Here is a 20,726-nt window from a genome sequence, read left to right as displayed (position 1 = left end):
CGCTCGAACAACTCCCACAACTCGTCCGGCACCAACCGCTCCACAAGCGTCACCGCATCAGACTACCGATCAATCCAAATGAGACGACTTCTAAGCCCACCAGGCGGTGGCCCGCCGAAGTTCAGGCAAGCCCCATTCGGAAGCGCCCAACAACGAGCCTCGAATGGCAGGTCATTTCGCACCCGCCCACCCACCCAAGCACCAGGTCACGCCTCGGGACCGATTTCCACCCACCCGCCCCGCGTAACTCCCGAACGATTTGAGGACTCGGTCGCTCCGCACTCCGAATCCCCCACCCGGGACGTCAAATCACCTCCCGGCACGCCACCGATCGCAGCGAACGAACCACGAATGCGGCCCGGCATCCCTGCCCCATGTCGGAAGTCCGGTCGCTTCGGTCACGTCGGTCATTCCGGACCATGACGGCCATGGAGAACCAGCGGCGTCGACCGAACTGTCCGCCCGCTCCCAGCCCCGCAACTGACCCGCGACCCGACTCCTCCCGGCCCCGCCCGCCCACAGTCACGCGAACGGGCGCGACCCCCGGCACAGAAAGCCGGTCGCGGCGCCCCGGCAACAACGCACCCGGTCCCTCCGACACGCCGTCGGCCCACCACCCCAACCCCGCACCGACGATCCCCGGACACGACTCGCCCCCAGCCAGCCCGCAGGAGCCCCACCCGCCGGACACCCACCCCGCGCGTGGTCCAGGATGGTGCCCGTGGCACGAACGTGGGGCAGCGACCGCCGACTTACCGCCATCGGACGCACCGCACTGTCGGTCCCCGCCCGCCAGGCCCTCGCCGACCGACAGATCACCCCCGACACCAGCGTTCTGGACTACGGCTGCGGGCGCGGCGGAGACCTGCGCACCCTGCGCGGGATGGAGATCGCCGCCGACGGCTGGGACCCCCACTACCGGCCCGATGCCCCCCTCGCCCCCGCCGACGTCGTCCTGCTCACCTACGTCCTCAACATCATCGAAGACCCCACCGAACGCCGCGAGACCCTGCGCCGCGCCTGGGACCTCGCCAGCACCGTCCTGATCGCCTCCGCCCGCCTGACCTGGGACCGTTCCCGCGTCAACGGCGACGAGTACACCGACGGCATCCTCACCGGCCGCGGCACCTTCCAACACCTGTTCGGCGCCCGCGAACTCCGCGACTTCGTCCGCGACACCACCGGCACCCGCTGCGTCGCAGCAGCCCCCGGCATCGTCTACGCGTTCAAGGACGACCGCGAACGCGTCGCGTTCCTGGCCCGCCGCATCATTCCCCACGTGCCGTGGCCGGTCACCGGCGACACCACCGCTGCCATCGCCGCCGCCGTCGACCACACCGAACACCGCGGCCGCGTCCCCCGCCTCGAGGAAATGCCGCCCACCACGGCCGCCCTCCTGAGCCACCTGCGACCCACCGAGGTCCACCGCCTGGTCCGCACCACCGCCGACCCCGACAGGACCGCCGCCGGCGCCCGCCGCACCACCCTGGACACCCTGCTCTTCCTCGCCGTCGAACTCTTCAACGGACGAGGACCCTTCGGCGGCCTCCCGCTTCCCGTCCAACTAGACGTCCGCGCCTTCTTCGCCTCCTACAAGGAAGCCTGCCGACGCGCCGACCGACTCCTGCTCAAACTCCGCGACGACACCTACCTCCACGGCGCCATGCACGCCTCCACCGCCGGCAGGATCTCCCCCACCGCGCTGTACGTCCACCGCCGCGCCCTCGACCGCCTGCCCATCGTGCTGCGCCTGTACGAACACTGCGCCGCGATCGCCGCCGGTCGACCCGCAACGTGGACCATCGCCAAACTCGCCCACCGCGGGCGCTCCGTGGCGTGGCTCGACTACCCCGACTTCGACACCGACGCCCACCCGCGCCTGGCCGGCTCGTACACCGTCGACCTCAAGACCCTCGAGGCCGCGTTCCGCTCACACGCGGACGACCCCGACCGACCCGTCCTGCACCGCAAACACGAGTTCCTCGCGCCCGACGACCCCGACGCCCCCAAGTACCGGCGCCTGACCGCCGCCGAGGCGCGCGCTGGCCTGTACGCCCGCCCGCACCTGATCGCCACCGAGACCGGCTGGCAGGCCGAACTCGACCGCTGCGCGCGCACCCTGCGCGGCCACCGCCTCGTCCGCCGCGCCGCGCACCCCGACTGACCCGCCTAAGACTGCAGTTCGCCCACCAGGGCGGCGAACTCCCTCGGATCCAGGTCCCGCGCCTGACGCGGATCCCACGACAGCCGTACCCCGTTGGCCGCGACCAGCGGATCCAGCCCCATCCCGATCAGCACGTGGCTGGGCGTGTAGGACGCGCTCGTGCACGCCGACCCCGTCGACAGCGCCACCAGGTGCTTGACCCGCACGATCAATGCCTCCGCGTCCACGTCCTCGAACGACACGTTCAGGATGTGCGGCACCGTGTGCACCGGATCCCCGTTGAGGCGAAAACGCGTCGCGGCGAGGGCGTCCAAGAGCTCCTCCCGATACACTTCCGCCCGCTCCCGCCACACCGCGTGGCCCTCGCGGAAGACCTCCTCGGCCTTCGCCAGGCCCATGATCAACGGCACCGGGAGGGTCCCCGGACGCAACTTGCGCTCCTGTCCCCCGCCGAACATCAACGGCGCGAGCGGAATCCGGTCCCAGCCGCGACGACGCATCAGCAACGCGCCCACCCCCTTGGGGGCGCCGATCTTGTGACCGCTGACACTGATCAGGTCAATCGGGGCGGTGAGATCCCCCGGAAGCTTCCCGAATCCCTGGGCCGCGTCGACGTGTAGGAACGTGGGCGTCTCCCGCAGGATCCGGGCCAGTTCCGCGACCGGTTGCACCGTCCCGGTCTCGTTGTTCACGTGCATCAACGACACCAGCAGCGTGTCTGGCCGCAGCCGCTCGCGGATCGCCTCCACCTCGACTCGGCCACTCGTACCCGGTGGCAGGAAATCGACCTCGAACCCACGCGACCGCAGATGCTCCAACGGCTCGATGACCGCCTTGTGCTCGCTTGCCGAGGTGATGATGTGCCGACGCCCGGACGCCTCGCCGTGCGGGGCCAGGCCCAACAACGCGATGTTGTTGCTCTCCGTCGCCCCGCTCGTGAAGATCAATTCGTCCGGACGGGCGTCGAAGGCGCCGGCGAGTTGCTCGCGGGCGCGTTGGACGGCAGCCTTGGCCCGAGCGCCGTATTCGTGGGTGCGGCTCCCGGCGTTGCCGAAATCCTCGGTCATCCAATGTAGGACGACGTCCGCGACCCGGGAGTCCACCCGAGTCGTGGCCGCAGCATCAAGGTAGGCCACCATCGACCGTCACGCACCCCTTCGACGTTGCCCACGACACATGCTTCAAGCCATGCGAACGTGAAAATTGAGACGTACCTAAGATAGCGTTACGCATGTGGGATCACGTACGCAGCCCGGATCCGTCGAGACTCCGATCTTCACCGATTACGAGTACAATTTTCCGGCGATCAGGGGCATTCAGGCAGGACGCGAGTTCTACGTCTCGATGTGTCCGCTCCGCCTCATCCCGAAGATCTTCGTATTCGACGAGGAGGAACTCGCGCCCGAGGTGCGCGCCCAGCGCATACTCAACAAGGGCCGCCTGCCGGCGTTGACCCGCTACATCCTCGACAACCCCGACGACTACGTCTTCAGCGCGCTCACCGCCTCCGTCGACGGGGACTTGCGCTTCGAGGGCGCCGCCCCCGCCGGCCCGGGGATAAGAATCGGCCAGATCCGCATCCCCATGGCCGCCCGCTTCCTGATCAACGACGGTCAGCACCGCCGCGCCGCCATCGAGGTGGCCCTGCGGGAGAATCCCGATCTGGGCGACGAGACCATCGCGGTCGTCTTCTTCCACGACTCCGGCCTGTCCCGCTGCCAGCAGATGTTCGCCGACCTCAATCGCCACGCCGTCCGCCCCGCGCGCTCCATCGGCGTGCTCTACGACCACCGCGACGACCTCGCCGCCCTGACCCGGCTGATCGCACTGCGATCCCCCGTATTCAAGGGACAGGTCGAGATGGAGGCCTCGACGCTGTCGGCCCGGTCTCGTAGGTTGTTCACGCTCAGCGCGATCCACTCGGGGAACCAGGCCCTGCTCCACAACCTGAAGATCGACTCCACCCAGGCACCGGCCCTCGCGCAGAAGTTCTGGGAGGCGATCGACGCCACCGTGCCGGAATGGGCCATGGTCCGCGAACGAACGCTGCCGGCTCCCGACGTGCGACGCGAGTACCTCCACAGCCACAGCCTCGCCCTGCACGCCCTCGGACGCGTGGGCAACACGCTCCTGCGGGAATCGGCCGACCCAGCCCACTGGCTTCCCTACATGGGACGCCTCAAGAAGGTGGACTGGGCCCGGACGAATCCCGAATGGGACGGACGCGCCATCCTCGCCGGACGCGTGTCCAAGTCACACCGCAACCTCAGCCTGACCACCAACTATTTGCGCTTGCGCCTGGACCTGCCGCTCACCCCGGAAGAACAGCAGATCGAAGACGCGTTTCGCCAGCGAGGAGACGCATGAGCACCCCGACCCGCACAGCCCCGTTCCAGGGCCGAGCCATGTCCGAGGTCGTGAAGGAGCTCACGGAGGAGATCCGCGAGCTCTATCTCGCCGACGAGGTTCCCTGGGTCGTCGGCTACAGCGGAGGCAAGGACTCCACCGCGGTCCTCCAGCTCGTGTGGCTGGCCCTGAAGGGCCTGGCGCCCGAACAACGCACCAAGCCCGTCCACGTCATCAGCACCGACACCCTCGTCGAGAATCCCATCGTCGCCAGCTGGGTCACCCAGTCCCTGGAGACGATGCGGACCGCGGCCGCCGAGCAGCAACTCCCGATCGAGCCCCACCGCCTCACCCCCGAGGTCAAGGACACCTTCTGGGTCGGCCTCATCGGCCGCGGCTACCCCGCCCCCCGCCCCAAGTTCCGCTGGTGCACCGAACGCCTCAAGATCCGCCCCTCGAACGCCTTCATCCGCCGCGTCGTCCGCCGCCACGGCGAGGCCATCCTGGTCCTGGGCATCCGCAAGAGCGAGAGCCAGGCCCGCTCCAAGTCCATGGCCAAACACGAGAAGCGCCGCGTCCGCGACCGCCTCTCCCCCAACGGCAACCTGCCCAACTCGCTGGTCTACAGCCCGGTCGAGGACTGGACCACCGACGACGTGTGGCTCTTCCTCATGCAGCAGGCCAACCCCTGGGGCCACAACAACAAGGACCTCCTCTCGATGTACCAGGGCGCGTCCGCCGACGGCGAATGCCCCCTGGTCGTGGACAACACCACGCCCTCGTGCGGCGACAGCCGCTTCGGCTGCTGGACGTGCACTCTGGTCGAGAAGGACAAGTCCATGTCCGCCATGATCCAGAACGACGAGGAGAAGGACTGGATGCAGCCCCTCCTCGACCTGCGCAACGACCTCGACGTCCCCGACGACAAGCACCTTCGCGACTTCCGCCGGATGAACGGCCAGGTCCAACTCATCACCGACGGCCGCGTCATCCCCGGCCCCTACACCGAGAAGTCCCGCCACGACTGGCTGACGAAACTCTTCCAGGCCCAGAAGCACGTCCGCGACAACGCCCCCGAACACGTCCGCGGCATAGAGCTGATCACCATGGAGGAGCTCCACGAGATCCGGCGCATCTGGATCTTCGAAAAGCACGAGGTCCAGGACGCCCTCCCCAAGATCTACGAAGAGGTCTACGGCGAGACGTTCCCTGGCCTGCCCGTCGACGCCCACCTCGCCCAGGGATCCGACGAGATGGACATCCTCCGCGAGATCTGCGACGGCGACGAACTGCGCTACTCCATGACCCGCGACCTCCTCGCCGTCGAACGCAGGTTCCGCACCAAGACCCGCCGCACCGGCCTGTACGAGGAATTGCAGAGAACCATCGTCAAGGGCTACTACGTCGACGAAGCGGACGCCCTCGCCTTCAAGAAGGAACTCGAAGGCGTCGGCACCCGCGACCAGACACCCGACGACACCGACGTACAGCAGTCCCTCGACCTGGACGGCATCGCCTCCGGGACCGACCACACCACCCCGGCAGAGGACGAAGAGACCAGCAATGCTTCTGCGTAACATCACCCTGCACGACTTCGGCGCCTACCGGGGTGAACAGTCGCTGGATCTCACCACCGAGAAGGGGCGCCCGATCGTCCTCATCGGCGGTCTCAACGGCTGCGGCAAGACCACGTTGCTGGACGCGATCCAACTCGCCCTCTACGGCAACCGCGCCCGCTGCAGCGGCCGAGGGAACGCCTCCTACGACAGCTACCTCCGCGACAGCATCAACCGCCTCGCGAACCCCGAGGACGGCGCACGCGTGGCCGTCGAGTTCTCGATCATGCTCGAAGGCGAGGAACACCGCTACCGCGTCACCCGCAGCTGGCGGATCCCCTCCGGCAGGAAGATCGACGAAAAGCTCGAGATCACCGTCAACGGCAAACCCGAGTGGGGCCTCAGCGAGGGCTGGGTCGACCACATCGAGGGCCTGCTCCCCCTCGACGTCGCCTCGCTCTTCTTCTTCGACGGCGAAAAACTCGAGGAACTCGCGGACCCCGACAAGGCCTCCAACGTCATCCGCTCCGCCGTGGAATCCCTTCTGGGCATCAGCGGAGTCGAACGCCTGCGCGCCGACCTCCTCGTCCTGGAACGCCGACTCCAGACCAGCGTGGCCGACGAGAACGCCCAGGCCAGGATCGCGGACCTCGGCAACGAACTCGAGGCCCTAGCCGCCGCCATCGCCGACGCGGTCCAACGACGCGGCTCCGTGAACACCCACCTCAAGACCGCCGTGTACCGCGCGGAACAGGCACGGGTGCGATTCGCGAAGGAGGGCGGGGAGGTCTTCCGCCGATTCGCCACCCTCAAGGCCGAGAACGACGGTGTCGCCGCCGCCCTCAAGGCCACGAACGACACCCTCGTCACCACCATCGCCGCTGGACCTCTCCCCCTGCTGCTCCTGCACGAACAGCTCGACACCGTCCGCGAGCACGCGAACCGCGAACACCGCGCGGACCAGGCCGCCGAGGTCCTGAACGTCCTGCGGGAACGGGACACCTGGCTCACCGACCTGTTCCGGGAAACGAGCACCCCCGACCGCGTCGCCTCGATCGAGCGCGAACTCCGGGCGGATCGCGACCGTCGCGACGCCGAGGCCCGTGCCCCGCGCGAACTCAACGTGCCGCACGACATGCTCGCCCAGCTGTCCGCGCTGGGCGAGAGTCTGACCCGCGACCGCACTCTCGCCGTGGAACTGGTCGAACGCGCCATCAAGGACCAGGCCCGCTACGACGCCACCGACCGTCTTCTCGCCTCCAAACCGGAGGACGAGGACGAGATCCGCAAACTGATGGACGCGCAGACCGCCGCGCTGGACAAGGTCTCCTCGCTGCGTGCGGAACTGGCCCGCACCGACACAGACCTGGAAGAACTCAGAGCCCGACAGCGCGGTCAGAATGCCGAACTGGAGCGCGAACTGCGCAAGCAGAACCTCCACGAAAAAACCGACAGGGTTGAAGCCCGGGTCAAGAACTACGCCGAAACCACCCGGGAGGTCCTCGGGCGATACTCGGCGGCATTGCTGACCCGCCACATCGGCCGACTCGAGGTCGCCGTCCTGGACAGCTTCAGCAAGCTGATGCGCAAGAAGAACCTGGTGGCGGATCTGCGCATAGACACCGGGGACTTCTCGCTCGCCCTCACCGGAACGGACGGGCATCCCCTCGACTCCACCCGCCTGAGCGCCGGCGAGCGCCAGCTCCTCGCCTTGTCCCTGCTCTGGGGCGTGGCTCGCGTCGCCGGCAACCGCCTGCCCAGCGTCATCGACACCCCCTTGGGCCGCCTCGACAGCAAGCACCGCGAACAACTCGTCGAGCGCTACTTCCCGCACGCCGGCGACCAGGTCCTGCTGCTGTCCACGGACGAGGAGATCGACGAGCGCCTGTTCCACAAGCTCGAATCCTCCATCGCCCGGACCTACACCCTCACCCACGACAACGAGACCCTCACCACCAGCGTCCGCCAGGGCTACCTGTGGCCGACCGGAGAAGCCCATGTCGCTTGAGACGATCCGCCTGTCCCAGCCGGCCCGGGACCAACTCATCCGCCTCAAGCGCGTGACCGGCATCAAACACTGGAACGTCCTGTGCCGCTGGGCACTGGCCTACTCCCTCCAGGAAGCCTCCGTCCCACTGGTCCGGGACATCACCACCGACTCCAACGTCGAGATGAGCTGGAAGACGTTCACCGGCCAGTACGGCGACATCTACCTCGCCCTGCTCAAGGAACGCTGCCTGCGCGACGGCGAGGAACCCACCGACGAGGCGATCTCCCGCACCCTGACCATCCACCTCCACCGCGGCATCGGCTACATGGCCGGCCGCAAGGACCTGCACACCATCCAGGACCTGGTGATGAGCGCCGCGGGATGACCGCGGACGGCCGGGTGGCCCGAAGCCACCCGGCTCCGCGAGCGGGCAGGATACGAGCCCACCGTGATGAGGCCTGGCGATACTCGAGGTCGACCGCATCGAGGACCTTGCCCCGGGCGGTCGGGACTACCCCAAGAACACGATTGCTCCGTGCCTCAACCATCATGCCGTGAAAACACGCGGCAGGCGCAGATGCGCAAACGCCTCCGGAAGATGGCCGGGGAGGCCCACCGCACGGCCATCGGACGATCCACCCGACGTCGTAACCGCGCGCCCGGTGCCGCGAACGCACCCGCCTACCGTCCGAACCCGACGTAGGCCGGACCCGGTCACCGCCCAGGATGCGTCGGCGCTGTCCTGGGTCACCAGGGCGTGGGCAGGGTGATCTTGCTGCGGGGCACGATCTCCCCGTTGTAGTCTCGGAATTCGTTCTCCCCGACGGAGCGCGCGTCCGCGACCAGGTCGCGCAGGGTGCGGCGGTCCCTGTCCGTGGGCAGGCCGGCGATCAGGTGACACAGCAGCTTCACGGCCGTTTCGAGGCCCTTGGTGTTGATCCGTTGGCCGTTGAAGTCGTACAGGACCCCCCACCAGGGACCCCCCACGAGGTCCAGGCGCAGACCGTCCGCCCCGTCCATCGCGGCCACCTTCGCGAAGATGTCGTCCAACGACATTCCCTCGGCCCGCATCACGCCGACCGCCTGGCCCAGCGCCTGCTGGCCGATCGGGCGCAACAGCATGTGCCCCTGCCCGCCCCCGCTGCCCTTCTCGACCTCGTGCTCGAATCGGCGATACCGGGACGGCGACTGCCCCGCCACGATGCCGCGGAACGTCGGCAGATCGGCGACGTGGTCCCACAGCTCCTTGAAGTCGGCACGTCCGCGCAGGAGTTCCTCGTCGACGGGCCGACGGGCCAGCTCGCGACCCTTTGTACCCCACCCCGCGTACCTCTCGTCGGCCGTGAGATACCGCTTGGCCATCTCGGTGAGCGTCTGCAGCGTGGTTAGATGCGCGGACCGCTTGGTGATCGTGCTGTTCTTGAAATTCACCGCGTTCCTGACGATCTTGAACAGCGGGTGCTCGACCGCGATGCGACGGGCCACGATCGCGAAGCCATTGTCCTCGTCCAGTTGTGCCACCTCGCCCGGGGTCAGCGGCGAGGCCTGCTTGTTCACGTGGGTGAAGATGCTCCGCACCCGCCGCTGGGCGTCCGCGCGGGTCTCACCCCGGATGACGGCGGGGATGATCTCCACGCCCATGCGCTCCGCGCCCAACTGCTGCAACCGCGTCTCGTCGAGGCCGTACTCCTCGACGAGGTCGTCCAGCACCAGCACCTCGTCGCTCTTGACGTCTCCCTCCCGGTCGCGCACCTCCAGCCGGCCGTAGGTGATCAGGCGCAGGGCGGCCGCGATACCGATCAGGCGGTGTTGACCGTCGAAGACGTACAGCGAGCTGGTGGGACCCAACTTGAGCATTCCCACCCGTCCTTGGCCGTCGAGGGCCTCGAACGTGGTGGACGTCTCGCGGGCGGCGCCGTCCTCGTCCCACAGGTCGCTGGTGGGATCGTCCACCCACGGCTGCCCCAGCACCACGAGGATCGGCGGGAACTTGTGGTTGTCCCGCTCGATCAGATACTTCGCCAGGACGGCCTCGCGCGACCAGTCGATTGCGCGCTGGGAGATGATCTCGATGCTCTCCTCGTCGATCCGCAGCTTGCCGGTCTCCGGGTCGAAGCTCCGCTTCAGCAGCGGCATCGTGTTCGCCAACCGCACGTGGTTGCGGATCCACTCCAACGACGTGGACGCGATGTAGGAGGGACTGCCGCCCATCCGGGCCGCCTCCACGAACAGCGCGTCCTCCTGCTTGATGTGGTCGTCGAGGAGCCGCGCCAGCACGGCCTTCGCCCGGTCCCAGTGCCCGTTGATCTGATCCATCTCGGCGGCCAGCTCGGCCGAGTTCTGGTCGTCCATGGTTTCTCCGATGGTTCGTTCGACGGTCACGGCGCGGCGTACGGGACTCGGGGTCGGTGGCGGTCACCGATCCGACAAGGCTCCCCGCCCCGGCGCGGACCGTCCCGCCCGTCTCGAGAGAGAAGGGCGATGTCACCACAGGATGATTCCATGTCTGCACAACTTCGAGCAAGTCTCCGAACTTACTTTCATGTCTCGAGACATTCGGGTATGTTCACCGAACACAGAGCAGGATCTCAGTGAAACAAGCCGCCGGCTCGTGACGCAATCGCTCACGCACCGACGCGCGACACCCGCCCGGGGGAACCACGTGCACGTCTTCTTCCAGCCCGCCCGCCTCTCCGACACGACCGTCCACCGCCACTACCTCGACACCATCGCAACCGCCGTCATCCTCGCCCACCACCACGACGTCCTCGACCCGGCGACCCGAGAGAAACTCGCGGCCAGTTTCCCCGACGGCACCGCCCGGCTGTGGGGAGTGACACCCGGCAAGAACGGCGCCAACGTCGGCAAGGCCCACAAGATCCGCCCCGGAGACCGCGTCTTCTTCTCCGGCGACAAACGCGCCTACCTCAGCGGCATCGTCGTCGCCACCTTCCACAACCCCGCCCTCGCCAAGCGCCTGTGGGGCACCGACGACCAGGGCCAGACCTGGGAACACATGTACGCCGTCGGCTCCGTCCGCGGACACGATGTCCCTATCGACGAGATCCGCCGGCTCCTGGACTAAAAACCCAACCGCAACGTCCAGAACCTCACCCACCTCAGCGACCTCGAGGGCGACCTCCTCCTCGAACTCCTTGACCTCGACGACGTCCTGCCCCTGCGCTCCTCCGACTCGCTCACCCTCCTCGACCACGAACCCGTCTCCTTCGACGGTCCGCTCGAGATCGAGGCCACCCTCAAGCGCCGCGGCGAACAGCGCCACCTCAAGCAGTACCTGCTCGGCTGGTCCGACGCCTGCGCCCTGTGCGGCCGCGTCCTCCCCCAGGGCTTCCTCATCGCCGCACACATCAAGAAGCGCGCCCACTGTGACGAGAACGAGCGCCGCGACCTCGGGCACGTCGGCATGCTCGCCTGCGTCCTCGGCTGCGACAGCCTCTACGAGAGCGGACACATCAGCTTCGACCCCGGCGGCCATATCCGCGTCAGCCCGGAGGTCGACGACTCCCCCCACGTCGCCGAACACGTCCAGGCCTACCTCGCAAACCGCACCACCACCTGGTGGACCCCCGAACGGGAGCCCTACTTCGCCTGGCACCGCAACCACACCTACCGCCGCGCCCCCGTCTCCTGACCCACCGACGGCCGACCGTGCCCGCCCCGGGGGCACGGTCGGCCCCACCGCGTCCCGGCCCGATCAGCCCACGCCCCCGACCGCCAAACTCCCCTGATCCACCACGCGGCCCGCCCCACACCCCACCACGATCCCCGTCCGGGTGAAGTCGTCTCACCGATACGACAGTGTGGTCACCATGACGTCACAGCCTCGACCATCGCAGGTCGAACCCCACGCGGCAGTCCCCGAGTTCCCCACGTCCGAGGCCTTCGTCCCCCACCCCACGCCAGCCACCGCACACGATGCGACCCGCGACAACGACCAACGCCCACCCACCAAGGAACCGCCCCCACCGGCGGCCGACACCCCGCCGGCACCCCGCCCCACCTCCGACGCACCCGTCGCCGAAACCCTGTTCGACATCACCCCCGACCCCACCGCACGCCAGCGAGACATCGTCGCCGAACAGGCCCTGAAGCACCTGCGATCCGCCGACCACCCCCTCTCCACCCCCACTCTGGTCGCCCGCATCGGAGGCGGACTCCAGCCCCGCGTCCTCAACACCCGACTCGCCAGGGACGACCGCTTCACCCGCAGCGACATCGACACCTGGGCCCTGACCGCATGGGGACTACGCCCCTACAGCAACGCCCACGACCTCATCGTCGAAGAACTCGACAAGGCAGGCGGCCCCATGCCCCTCCACGACCTCGAACGCACCCTCACCCGCGACTTCTCCCTCCAAACCGCCACCATCCGCGCCGCCGCTGCCACACCACCGCTCACCACCCGCAACGGCCTCGTCCACCACCTCGATCCCCCTTCCGACACCGACCCACCCGAGTCCCGGACAGCACCACCACCCCAAGACCCCGCACACCCCGGCGCTCTCACCCGCGAACTCCTCGACCTGATGGGACTCGCATGACCCGCGACCCCGCCACCCTGCGCACCACCCCCATACACGGCGACTACCGCAGCGACCGCGCCCACCTCGTCGAGGACTTCTACCTCCCCGCCCTGGCCGCCTCCACGCGCTACGACCGCGCCGTCGGTTACTTCAATGCCTCCGTCCTGGCCGTCCTTGGCCACGGACTCGACGAATTCGCCCACCACGGCGGCTACATGCGCATCGTCGCCTCACCCCAGCTCCGCACCGAGGACATCGACCAGCTCCGCGCCGGATACGCCCTGCGCGCCGTCCTGGAGCACGCCGCCCTCCGCGACCTCAACGAAGCCGCAGAGGACCCGCAGGCCGCCGCCGGCATCGGCCAACTCGGTCGCCTTGTCGCCCACGGCCGTCTCGATATCAAACTCGCCTACATCCTCGACCGCGACCGCGTCGGCATCTATCACGAGAAGATCGGCGTCTTCCACGACACCCACGACACCGTCGCGTTCAAGGGCAGCGCCAACGAGACCCTGCCCGGACTTGTCGGCAACTTCGAATCCGTCGAGGTCTTCCGCAGCTGGCTCACCCCCGACCGCGAACGCGCCCAACGCATCGCCCGCGACTTCGACGACCTCTGGCACGACCGCACCCGGTTCCTGCGGGTCTTCACCTTCACCGACGCCGCCCGACCGCTCCTCGACGAATACGCCACCCGCGCCGCACCACACACCGCCCCCCGGACAACCCTCCCCGACGGCACCCTGATCAGCCTTCCCCGCCCCCACCCCGACGGCACCCTCGCCATCCCCATCGGTCTCACCGTCCGCGACTACCAGAAACACGCCGTCGAGGCGTGGTTCGCCCACGGCTGCCGCGGCATCCTCCTGCGCATGGCCACCGGAACCGGCAAGACCGTCACCGCCCTCACCGGCGGCGCCCAACTCGCCAAGCAGATCGCCCACCACGACGCCGGCCCCCTGCTGACCGTCGTGGTCGCCCCCTACCAACACCTCGTCGACCAATGGGCCACCGACATCGAACGCTTCGGCGTCACCCCCATCCGCGCCTACGAGTCCGTCGGCGCCTGGCACGACCGCGCCTCGGCCCTCACCGACGCCCTGGCCCTGCGCGCCGCCTCCGGCGGCGTGATCGTCACCACCAATGCGACCTTCAGCGGCGACACCTTCCAAACACTCCTCGCGCGCCACCGCGGCCACCTCCTGATGATCGCCGACGAGGTCCACAACCTCGGCGCCCAACGACTGCGCGACCGCCTCCCCCACACCGCCGCCTACCGCCTCGGCCTCTCCGCCACTCCCGAACGCTGGTTCGACGACACCGGAACCGCCGCCCTCCAGCAGTACTTCGGCGACATCGTCTTCGAAATGGGCATCGGCGACGCCATCCGAGCCGGCGCCCTGTGCCGCTACACCTACACACCCGTGCTCGTCGAACTCGACGACGAGGAGAGCGAACTGTACGGCCGCGTCACCGAAGCCATCGCCAAGGCACTCGCCACCCACGGCAACGCCGACGACGCCGACGCCGACAGCCCCCTGGGCATGCTCCTGCGCAAACGCGCCAACATCCTCGGACACGCCCGCGCCAAGATCCCCGCCCTGCGCGGACAGATCCTCCGCCGCCTCGACCACCGCCACCAACTCCTGTACTGCGCCGAAGGCCGACATCCCCTCGCCACCGACACCCACACCACCGACGAACCCACCCAACTCCACCGAGCCATGGACCTTGTTGGCCGGGAACTCCGCATGCCCACCGCCTCCTACACCGCCCAGACCCCCCGCCCCCAGCGCCTCGAACTCCTCCACCGCTTCGCCTCCGGCGACGATCTCCAGGTCCTGGCCTCCATGCGCTGCCTGGACGAAGGCGTCGACATCCCCGCTGCCCGCACTGCCTACCTCCTCGCCAGCTCCTCCAACCCCAGACAGTTCATCCAACGCCGCGGCCGCGTCCTCAGGCGCGCCCCCGGCAAGGACCACGCCGACATCGTCGACTTCGTCGTCATCCCGCCCGACGACGAAGGCGGCCTCAGACGCGAGACGGAACGCCGCATGGTCGCCCGCGAGTTGACCCGCGTCACCGAGTTCGCGCGCTTCTCCGACAACGAGGCCACCACCCTCGATACCCTGCGCCCCCTACGCACCCGCTTCGGCCTGCACGACATCTAGGACGCCCGCACCCACCGAGCACGAGGAAAGCCATGACTACCCGGGAAACCCCCATCCAGATCCTCGAAGCCCTGTCGCCCGCAGCCCAGCAACTGGCCAAAAGGGTCCTCCAACTCGAGAAGGAATACCTCCACGTAAAGAAGCCCTCGCTCCTCACCAACAGGATCGTGGAAGCCGCAAAGGAGCTCACCCGATGAAACTCCTCAGACTCACCGTCGAGAACTTCCGCGTCTTCCACGGCAAGCACGTCCTCGACCTCAACGTCCACGACGACAAACCCGTCGTCCTGATCCTGGGCATGAACGGCGCAGGCAAGACGACCCTCCTCAACGCCTTCACCTGGGCCCTGTACGGCACCTTCACCAAGGACGTCGAATACCAGGAACGGATCATCAACGACCGCGTCTGGGACGAGACCTCACTCGATCTACCCGTGACCGCCTCGGTGAAGCTCGAGTTCGAACATGACGGCGTCATCGTCACCGTTCACCGCCACGCCGCCGTCACCAAGGACGCACCCGCGCAGAACCTCACCGGCCCCTGGCCCGTCCTCGTCACCGAAAACCAGCACGGCGAGAGCAAGAAGATCGAGAACGGCCAGGACCGCATCGAGAAGATCCTCCCCGAAGGCCTGCGCCGATTCTTCTTCTTCAACGGCGAACGCGCGGAACAGATGTTCGCCGGCAAAGGCAACAGCGACGTCCGAGAGGCCATCAAGACCCTCCTCGGCCTTGAGACCATCGAGCGCGCCATCAGCGACCACCTCCCCGAGGCATCCCGCCGACTGACCAACGAGGCCCGCAAACTCGGCGACAGCCGCCTCGGGCCCCTCGCCGAGAACCGAGAAAAGCTCGAAAAGCTCAAAGCCGACGCCGAACGCCGCGCACAACAACTGTCCCAGGACATGGCCAGCTACCGACACGAGGCGGAGGAGGCCGGGCGCGCCCTTATGGAGAACAAGCACGCCGCACCTCTCCAAGAGCGACGCGTCCAGCTCGACGAGGAACGCCGCGCCGAGAAGATCCGCCGCAAGGAGCTCCGAGAACGCAAACAACGCATCCTCGGCGAGAGAGGCTTCATCGCCTTCACCACCTGCATCGACCGCGCCGTCATCGACCTCGCCGACGACATGCGCAGCCGACACCAACTCCCGGCGGGTGTGCAACGAGACTTCATCGACGGGCTGCTCAAAGACGGAAAATGCATGTGCAACACCCCCGTCCCGCCGGGATCACCCGGACACGCCGCCCTCAGCCAACGCCGCCACGGAGCCGGCCTCGTCGACGTCCAGGTGCGGTGGATGAACCTCCGCGGCGACGCCGCGCGACTGACGGACGCCCGCGAGGCGCTGCGCACCGACCTCCGTGGTATCACCGCCGACATTCGGGAAGCGGAGGATCGCATCGACCGCCTCGACGCCGAAAGCAGCGACATCGACCGGAAACTCAAGGACGTTGATGTCTCGGACGTCCAACGCCTGGAGCAACGCCGCAGCGAGTACGAGGGCAAACGCTATGACGCGTCCGACAGTCTGCAGGAAACGACCAAGGAGATCGAGCGCCTCGACGAGGAGATCGTGAAGCAGCGCCGGGCCTTCCACGCCGCCAAGGTGCGGGACAAGGAGGCACAGCGCGTACAACAACAGATCGCCCTCGTGGATGAGGTCCTCGAAGCGCTCGAAAAGATCCTCAGCCTCAAGACCGAGGAGATCCGCACGGAACTCGACACCAAGGTCAAGAACGTCTTCTCGCGCATCTGCATCAAGCCGTTCACTCCCGAACTCACCGCCTCCTTCGACCTGCAGATCCACGCCGACACCACTGGGCCCGCAGCGATCCGCAGCACCGGCGAGAACCAGATCCTCGGCCTGTCCTTCGTCGGCGCCGTCGCGGACATGGCCTTCGAGATCCACAACCGCAGGCAGTCCCCCAGCGGCGACACCTTCGAAGGCGGCGGCATCTACCCGGTCGTCATGGACGCGCCCTTCGGAAACCTCGACATCGAGTACCAGAACCAGGTTGCCGAGGCCTTGCCCCAACTGACCACCCAGATCGTCACGATGCTGTCCCAGTCCCAGGCCCGCGGCCAAGTCATGGAACGCCTCCAGGCCGCCGCCACCCGGGTCTACGTCCTGCGCTCGGTCACCTCCAAGCCCGACGCCAAGGAACAGACCATCACCGTCTCCGGCCGCGCCGTTCCCTACGTCACCCGCGGCGACTTCGAGCACACCGTCCTGGAAGAGGTGACCCCCTGATGGCCGAGGACCGATTCCGGCGCCCCGCCGATCACGAAGACCTGCTCATCGCCATGACCACCAAGGACGGGCCCTTCACCACGCTCTACGAGGCGATGATGTTCGCGGCCACCCTGGGCGCGCGCAAGGGAGTACCCACCCCCTTCACCAGGACCGACGAACCGATCAACCTCTCCCGTCTCGGCAACAGGACCCACGGGGAAATCCTCGTCGACCTCCTTGCCGCGGCCCGGGTCACCGACGACCCCAAGATCCTGGCCGACGACCGACTCCAGGACCGCGTGCGAATCTTCGAGGAATACGCCAACACCGGCCTCAACTTCATCCGCGGCGAACTCAACACCAGCGGCCGAAACATCTCGGACGTGGTGAACAACCTCGTCTTGGATGCCCTCGCCGAGACACCCGACACCAAGCCCGACGTCGTGAGCGAGATCCTCGACGTCGGAAAACTTGTCTGGGAGTAGCCCCGCCTCACCGGCACGGGCGGGGCCCGCCATCGGACACCGACCACACGCCCCGGACACGCTCCGCCCGCTCGTCGGTCGTCGGAGACGAGCGGCCGGAGCATGTCCGACCGTCGCCGCATCCGCCCTCGGGGATCCGGCAGGCGACACACCGGAGAAGTCGCCCTCCGCCCACCCGCCACCGGACGACGACGATCGGACACCGTGACCGAACAACCGGACACACCGGCGACCGCCACGAACGGACACCACCGGACAGGCCCGCCTCGTGGCCGGACATCGGACACGGGCACGGCCACCGCGAGAATGCACGCATCACGCGAACTCCTCAACACCGTGTCGCCCAACTGACTCCGGCACAGGTCACGCAACTTGGCCGACCGACACGCGTGTCGTTCCCGCCGTCCGACCCGGACACCGACTCGACGGATGCCGTCCGATGCGACACCGCCATCGGACACGAGGCGACACGCGTGCCCGACCAACATCGCGTCCGGACACCGGCTGGCTGGACACCGGACACGCGACACGACACCGGACCGGACAGCGACACGGTGTGTCCGCCGGACACAGCGTCCCCGTCGCGGGCGTGTCCGGACACCCCCGTCGCGCCGCCGGACACCGTCAGTTCCACCTCCGCCGGATCGCAACGCGGGCCGGACACGCGGACCTTCACCGCACAGCGCCGAAAGAGATTCACCGGCGGGACGTCACAACCGGCGTCCCCCGGTCACCTCCCCGAACATGCACCCACGACAGATCCCGGGAACCCTCCGCCGGACGGCGGAAGTTCACACGAGCAATTCCTTGACACCGGCCCGCCCGGATGGGCGACACGCCGACCGGCGAGTTGTCCCGTGCTCTCGCACCTGGCCCCCGAAGGGACTAGGGTTCCCCTGAAACTCCCGTGAGTAACGGAAGCCTCACCAGGACATGAAGAAGCCCCCTGCAAGGAGGTTCAACTCCCCGGGGGCGCGGCCGACTACACCGCGCTCTTCGTCCACAGGCGCGATTGCCGCGCCGTCGACGGCATGGTTTCCGGGTCGACCTAATCCGCGTACTCCAGCGCCGTTCCCGCGCGCAGCAGATCGCCCGCCACCGAGACCGCGTGAATGTCCACGTTCGTCCGCCCGAACACCGTCCACGGGTGCGGGTACCCAGCCGGCAGCGACTTCGCCGTGGCGTCGCCGCGCTGCCAATGTGCCCAGGCATCCCCGTCGTGGCCGTACTTCGCGTGCGTGATCGCGGCATGCAGATGCAGCGCACCGTACAGGCCCCTCGCCTCCTCGCCGAGGTCGTCCAGATGAGGCCGCATCGCCCCCGCCGCGTCGATCACCACGGCCAGCGCCTCGTCCCCGTCGGCCGTCTCGCGCAACGCGTTGCCGTAGCACCAAGCCGCGCCCGCGAGTGCCTCCGGGGTATCCGCGTACTGCGCGGACAACATGCCGCGGTCCGCGACCACCCACACCAACTCGGCGGGCGCGATGTGGGCGATGTGCTGTTGCGCAAGGTGGTAGATCGTGACCAGGACTGCATACGCATCACGCCGCTCACGCCCGTCGAGCACACGAATCGCGACCTCGCCGTCGCCGATCAGATCCGGCAGGAGCGCACCGACCTCGGTGTGGTTGTACTGCGAGCCGTGCCAGAGCGTCCGGGCAGCCTCGACACGCGAGCACAGAGCCGCCACATCCGGCCGTTCATCCAGCCGGACGGCCGAGTAATTGCGCTTCTTGACAGCCGCCCAGATATCTGGCATCGACTCGTGGTGCAGAGCTGGGGACACGGGCTGCATCACCTCTCCGGTGCCGGTGAGGACTCCAAGATCCGTCAGCCCAAGAGTAGACGCGAGCCGCAGCATCAGCCTGTAGTCGCGCAGTTCGCGCTCGCCTGACTCGATCTTCTTCAGCCAGTCCGGGCCGCGTCCGCAAAGGCCCGCGAGAACGGGCCTGCTCGTGCCGCGTCGCGTCCTCAGCCACTCGATTCGCTCGCCCCTCGTCAGGTCAGCCGGCAGGTCCATGAATGCCCCCGGGGATGGTGAGTGCGTCTGCTGCCAAGGTACGCCGGGATTTCGAGGTGTGAAGTCACGATCGAATGGGATCGTGGGGCGCACGCAAGGTTGCCTACTCCGGTCGTGTGCGCCAGCTACCGATCACGGACAATGCGGTGCCACCCCGGACGGCGGACCCGAGCCGCCGAGGAGGCGCCCATGGGCAGGACCACCGTCGTGCGAGGCGAACGCATCGAACTGCTGTCGGCGTACTTGGCTAAGAGATGGTCTCATTTGGCGTATCGCCGGTAGCAGATGAGTGCGGCTGCGATGCTGACGAAGGCGCCGAAGTGAGCGGCCTTGACCTCGTATCGGCGGTGGAGTCGGCGGAACGCGTTGAGCCAGGCCACCGTTCGCTCCACGACCCACCTGTGGCGGCCCAGGCGTCGGGAGGAGTCGACGCCACGGCGGCCGATGCGGTGGGCGATATGGCGTTTCCGCAGGTACGCGCGGATGAAGCGGTGGTCGTAGGCCTTGTCGCCGTGAAGCTTGGCGGGCTTTCGGCGCCGGGGTCCGCGGCGGGAGCGGATCGGCGGGATGCCCTCGACGAGCGGGATCAGGGCCTGACTGTCATGGGTGTCGGCGCCGGAGATCCCGATCGAGATCGGCAGACCGGTGCGTTCGGTCAGCAAGTGGATCTTCGACCCGTTCTTGCCCCGATCCACAGGATTCGGACCCGTCAACTCCCCTTTTTCAAGGCCCGCATGTTCACCGAGTCCACCGCACACCGCGACCAGTCCAACTCGCCCCGCGCGCCGAGCTCGTCCAGGAGGACACGGTGGAGTCTCGCCCACACGCGGGCGCGACTCCATTCCGTGAATCTGCGGTGGATCGTCTGCCAGGAGGCGCCGAACACCGGCGGCAACTGCCGCCACGTGCAGCCGGACGTCGCCACGAACACGATCCCGGCCAACACCTCGCGATCCCCGTGCCGTCGCCGACCACCACCCTGCGGACGGGTCGGCCTCGACGGCACCACCCGCTCGAACAACTCCCACAGCTCGTCCGGCACCAACCGCTCCACAAGCGTCACCGCATCAGACTACCGATCAATCCAAATGAGACGACTTCTAAGTGCCCAATGAAGTGCTCGATGTCGTCGGCCGCGCCACCCTTGAAGTCCCTACATGCGTGGGGGTGAGCCGCAGCGCGTTGGCGTGGAAGAGAAGGGCAACGCGAAGTCC

The 20,726-nt window shown here is 67.9% G+C and carries 16 protein-coding genes; 11 read left to right on the top strand and 5 right to left on the bottom strand.

Going from position 1 to position 20,726, the window contains the following annotated elements; translation table 11 throughout:
- Positions 1 to 712: 712 nt before the first annotated feature.
- On the top strand, positions 713 to 2,164 hold the full coding sequence (locus ABIA38_RS43685) for a DNA phosphorothioation-associated putative methyltransferase (RefSeq protein ID WP_424644612.1): 1,452 nt from the start codon (positions 713 to 715) through the stop codon (positions 2,162 to 2,164).
- A 5-nt stretch (positions 2,165 to 2,169) separates the two neighbouring features.
- Here the strand turns inward: ABIA38_RS43685 and dndA are convergent, their stop codons facing one another.
- Positions 2,170 to 3,303 carry a cysteine desulfurase DndA gene (gene dndA, locus ABIA38_RS43680; protein ID WP_424644611.1) on the bottom strand — a complete coding sequence of 378 codons (1,134 nt, stop codon included), beginning with the start codon at positions 3,301 to 3,303 and terminating at the stop codon, positions 2,170 to 2,172.
- A 94-nt stretch (positions 3,304 to 3,397) separates the two neighbouring features.
- Here dndA and dndB point away from each other — a divergent pair, with 94 nt between their 5' ends.
- Genes dndB through dndE form a run of 4 tightly spaced genes read left to right on the top strand, consistent with a single transcriptional unit; the run spans position 3,398 to position 8,441 of the window.
- Positions 3,398 to 4,531 carry a DNA sulfur modification protein DndB gene (gene dndB, locus ABIA38_RS43675; protein ID WP_424644610.1) on the top strand — a complete coding sequence of 378 codons (1,134 nt, stop codon included), beginning with the start codon at positions 3,398 to 3,400 and terminating at the stop codon, positions 4,529 to 4,531.
- On the top strand, positions 4,528 to 6,087 hold the full coding sequence (dndC, locus tag ABIA38_RS43670; protein ID WP_424644609.1) for a DNA phosphorothioation system sulfurtransferase DndC: 1,560 nt from the start codon (positions 4,528 to 4,530) through the stop codon (positions 6,085 to 6,087). The genes dndB and dndC overlap by 4 nt, the downstream gene beginning before the upstream one ends.
- The gene (gene dndD / locus ABIA38_RS43665; RefSeq protein ID WP_424644608.1) at positions 6,074 to 8,074 is read left to right on the top strand and encodes a DNA sulfur modification protein DndD; all 2,001 of its coding nucleotides are present in this window, start codon (positions 6,074 to 6,076) and stop codon (positions 8,072 to 8,074) included. The genes dndC and dndD overlap by 14 nt, the downstream gene beginning before the upstream one ends.
- A complete protein-coding gene (dndE, locus tag ABIA38_RS43660; RefSeq protein WP_424644607.1) occupies positions 8,064 to 8,441 on the top strand; it encodes a DNA sulfur modification protein DndE in 378 nt (125 codons plus the stop codon). The genes dndD and dndE overlap by 11 nt, the downstream gene beginning before the upstream one ends.
- Before the next feature lie 362 nt (positions 8,442 to 8,803).
- On the opposite strand, the gene ABIA38_RS43655 is transcribed toward dndE, so the two are convergent.
- Both ABIA38_RS43655 and ABIA38_RS43650 read right to left on the bottom strand, forming a co-directional pair.
- On the bottom strand, positions 8,804 to 10,408 hold the full coding sequence (locus tag ABIA38_RS43655) for a DGQHR domain-containing protein (RefSeq protein ID WP_424644606.1): 1,605 nt from the start codon (positions 10,406 to 10,408) through the stop codon (positions 8,804 to 8,806).
- 214 nt (positions 10,409 to 10,622) lie between these two features.
- A complete protein-coding gene (locus ABIA38_RS43650; RefSeq protein ID WP_424644605.1) occupies positions 10,623 to 11,474 on the bottom strand; it encodes a hypothetical protein in 852 nt (283 codons plus the stop codon).
- A gap of 6 nt (positions 11,475 to 11,480) precedes the next feature.
- Between ABIA38_RS43650 and ABIA38_RS43645 the strand changes: the two genes are divergently transcribed.
- The 6 genes from ABIA38_RS43645 to ABIA38_RS43620 all read left to right on the top strand — a co-directional run bounded on the left by ABIA38_RS43645 (position 11,481) and on the right by ABIA38_RS43620 (position 17,492).
- The gene (locus ABIA38_RS43645) at positions 11,481 to 11,708 is read left to right on the top strand and encodes a hypothetical protein (RefSeq protein WP_424644604.1); all 228 of its coding nucleotides are present in this window, start codon (positions 11,481 to 11,483) and stop codon (positions 11,706 to 11,708) included.
- Between the two features lie 178 nt (positions 11,709 to 11,886).
- Positions 11,887 to 12,618 carry a hypothetical protein gene (locus ABIA38_RS43640; RefSeq protein WP_424644603.1) on the top strand — a complete coding sequence of 244 codons (732 nt, stop codon included), beginning with the start codon at positions 11,887 to 11,889 and terminating at the stop codon, positions 12,616 to 12,618.
- On the top strand, positions 12,615 to 14,771 hold the full coding sequence (locus ABIA38_RS43635) for a DEAD/DEAH box helicase family protein (protein ID WP_424644602.1): 2,157 nt from the start codon (positions 12,615 to 12,617) through the stop codon (positions 14,769 to 14,771). The genes ABIA38_RS43640 and ABIA38_RS43635 overlap by 4 nt, the downstream gene beginning before the upstream one ends.
- Positions 14,772 to 14,803: 32 nt before the next feature.
- Positions 14,804 to 14,968, top strand: coding sequence for a hypothetical protein (locus ABIA38_RS43630; protein ID WP_424644601.1), 165 nt, complete (start codon positions 14,804 to 14,806; stop codon positions 14,966 to 14,968).
- Positions 14,965 to 17,025, top strand: coding sequence for an AAA family ATPase (locus ABIA38_RS43625; protein WP_424644600.1), 2,061 nt, complete (start codon positions 14,965 to 14,967; stop codon positions 17,023 to 17,025). Before ABIA38_RS43630 ends, ABIA38_RS43625 begins: the two co-directional genes overlap by 4 nt.
- Positions 17,025 to 17,492, top strand: a complete 468-nt coding sequence (locus ABIA38_RS43620; protein WP_424644599.1) for a DNA phosphorothioation-associated protein 4 — start codon at positions 17,025 to 17,027, stop codon at positions 17,490 to 17,492. Before ABIA38_RS43625 ends, ABIA38_RS43620 begins: the two co-directional genes overlap by 1 nt.
- A gap of 1,048 nt (positions 17,493 to 18,540) precedes the next feature.
- Here ABIA38_RS43620 and ABIA38_RS43615 read toward each other — a convergent pair.
- Complete coding sequence (locus ABIA38_RS43615) at positions 18,541 to 19,512, bottom strand: helix-turn-helix domain-containing protein (protein ID WP_424644598.1); 972 nt, start codon at positions 19,510 to 19,512, stop codon at positions 18,541 to 18,543.
- Between the two features lie 260 nt (positions 19,513 to 19,772).
- Positions 19,773 to 20,566 (bottom strand): IS5 family transposase gene (locus ABIA38_RS43610; RefSeq protein ID WP_424644613.1). Its coding sequence is split into 2 segments (ribosomal slippage): positions 19,773 to 20,234 and positions 20,237 to 20,566, totalling 792 coding nucleotides; the frame shifts between segments, so codons are not numbered across the junction.
- Positions 20,567 to 20,726 lie beyond the last annotated feature (160 nt).

The sequence above is a fragment of the Embleya sp. AB8 genome, from assembly GCF_049739465.1.
Classification (GTDB): domain Bacteria; phylum Actinomycetota; class Actinomycetes; order Streptomycetales; family Streptomycetaceae; genus Embleya.
Note: the sequence above shows the minus strand (reverse complement) of the source record. Positions and strands in the feature narration are given on the sequence as shown.

Excerpts from the sequence above, each read along its gene's own strand:
- ABIA38_RS43685 (WP_424644612.1), top strand. The coding sequence starts at position 713 with ATGGTGCCCGTGGCACGAACGTGGGGCAGCGACCGCCGACTTACCGCC.
- dndA (WP_424644611.1), bottom strand. The coding sequence starts at position 3,303 with ATGGTGGCCTACCTTGATGCTGCGGCCACGACTCGGGTGGACTCCCGG.
- dndC (WP_424644609.1), top strand. The coding sequence starts at position 4,528 with ATGAGCACCCCGACCCGCACAGCCCCGTTCCAGGGCCGAGCCATGTCC.
- dndD (WP_424644608.1), top strand. The coding sequence starts at position 6,074 with ATGCTTCTGCGTAACATCACCCTGCACGACTTCGGCGCCTACCGGGGT.
- dndE (WP_424644607.1), top strand. The coding sequence starts at position 8,064 with ATGTCGCTTGAGACGATCCGCCTGTCCCAGCCGGCCCGGGACCAACTC.
- ABIA38_RS43655 (WP_424644606.1), bottom strand. The coding sequence starts at position 10,408 with ATGGACGACCAGAACTCGGCCGAGCTGGCCGCCGAGATGGATCAGATC.
- ABIA38_RS43645 (WP_424644604.1), top strand. The coding sequence starts at position 11,481 with ATGCTCGCCTGCGTCCTCGGCTGCGACAGCCTCTACGAGAGCGGACAC.
- ABIA38_RS43640 (WP_424644603.1), top strand. The coding sequence starts at position 11,887 with ATGACGTCACAGCCTCGACCATCGCAGGTCGAACCCCACGCGGCAGTC.
- ABIA38_RS43635 (WP_424644602.1), top strand. The coding sequence starts at position 12,615 with ATGACCCGCGACCCCGCCACCCTGCGCACCACCCCCATACACGGCGAC.
- ABIA38_RS43630 (WP_424644601.1), top strand. The coding sequence starts at position 14,804 with ATGACTACCCGGGAAACCCCCATCCAGATCCTCGAAGCCCTGTCGCCC.
- ABIA38_RS43625 (WP_424644600.1), top strand. The coding sequence starts at position 14,965 with ATGAAACTCCTCAGACTCACCGTCGAGAACTTCCGCGTCTTCCACGGC.
- ABIA38_RS43620 (WP_424644599.1), top strand. The coding sequence starts at position 17,025 with ATGGCCGAGGACCGATTCCGGCGCCCCGCCGATCACGAAGACCTGCTC.
- ABIA38_RS43615 (WP_424644598.1), bottom strand. The coding sequence starts at position 19,512 with ATGGACCTGCCGGCTGACCTGACGAGGGGCGAGCGAATCGAGTGGCTG.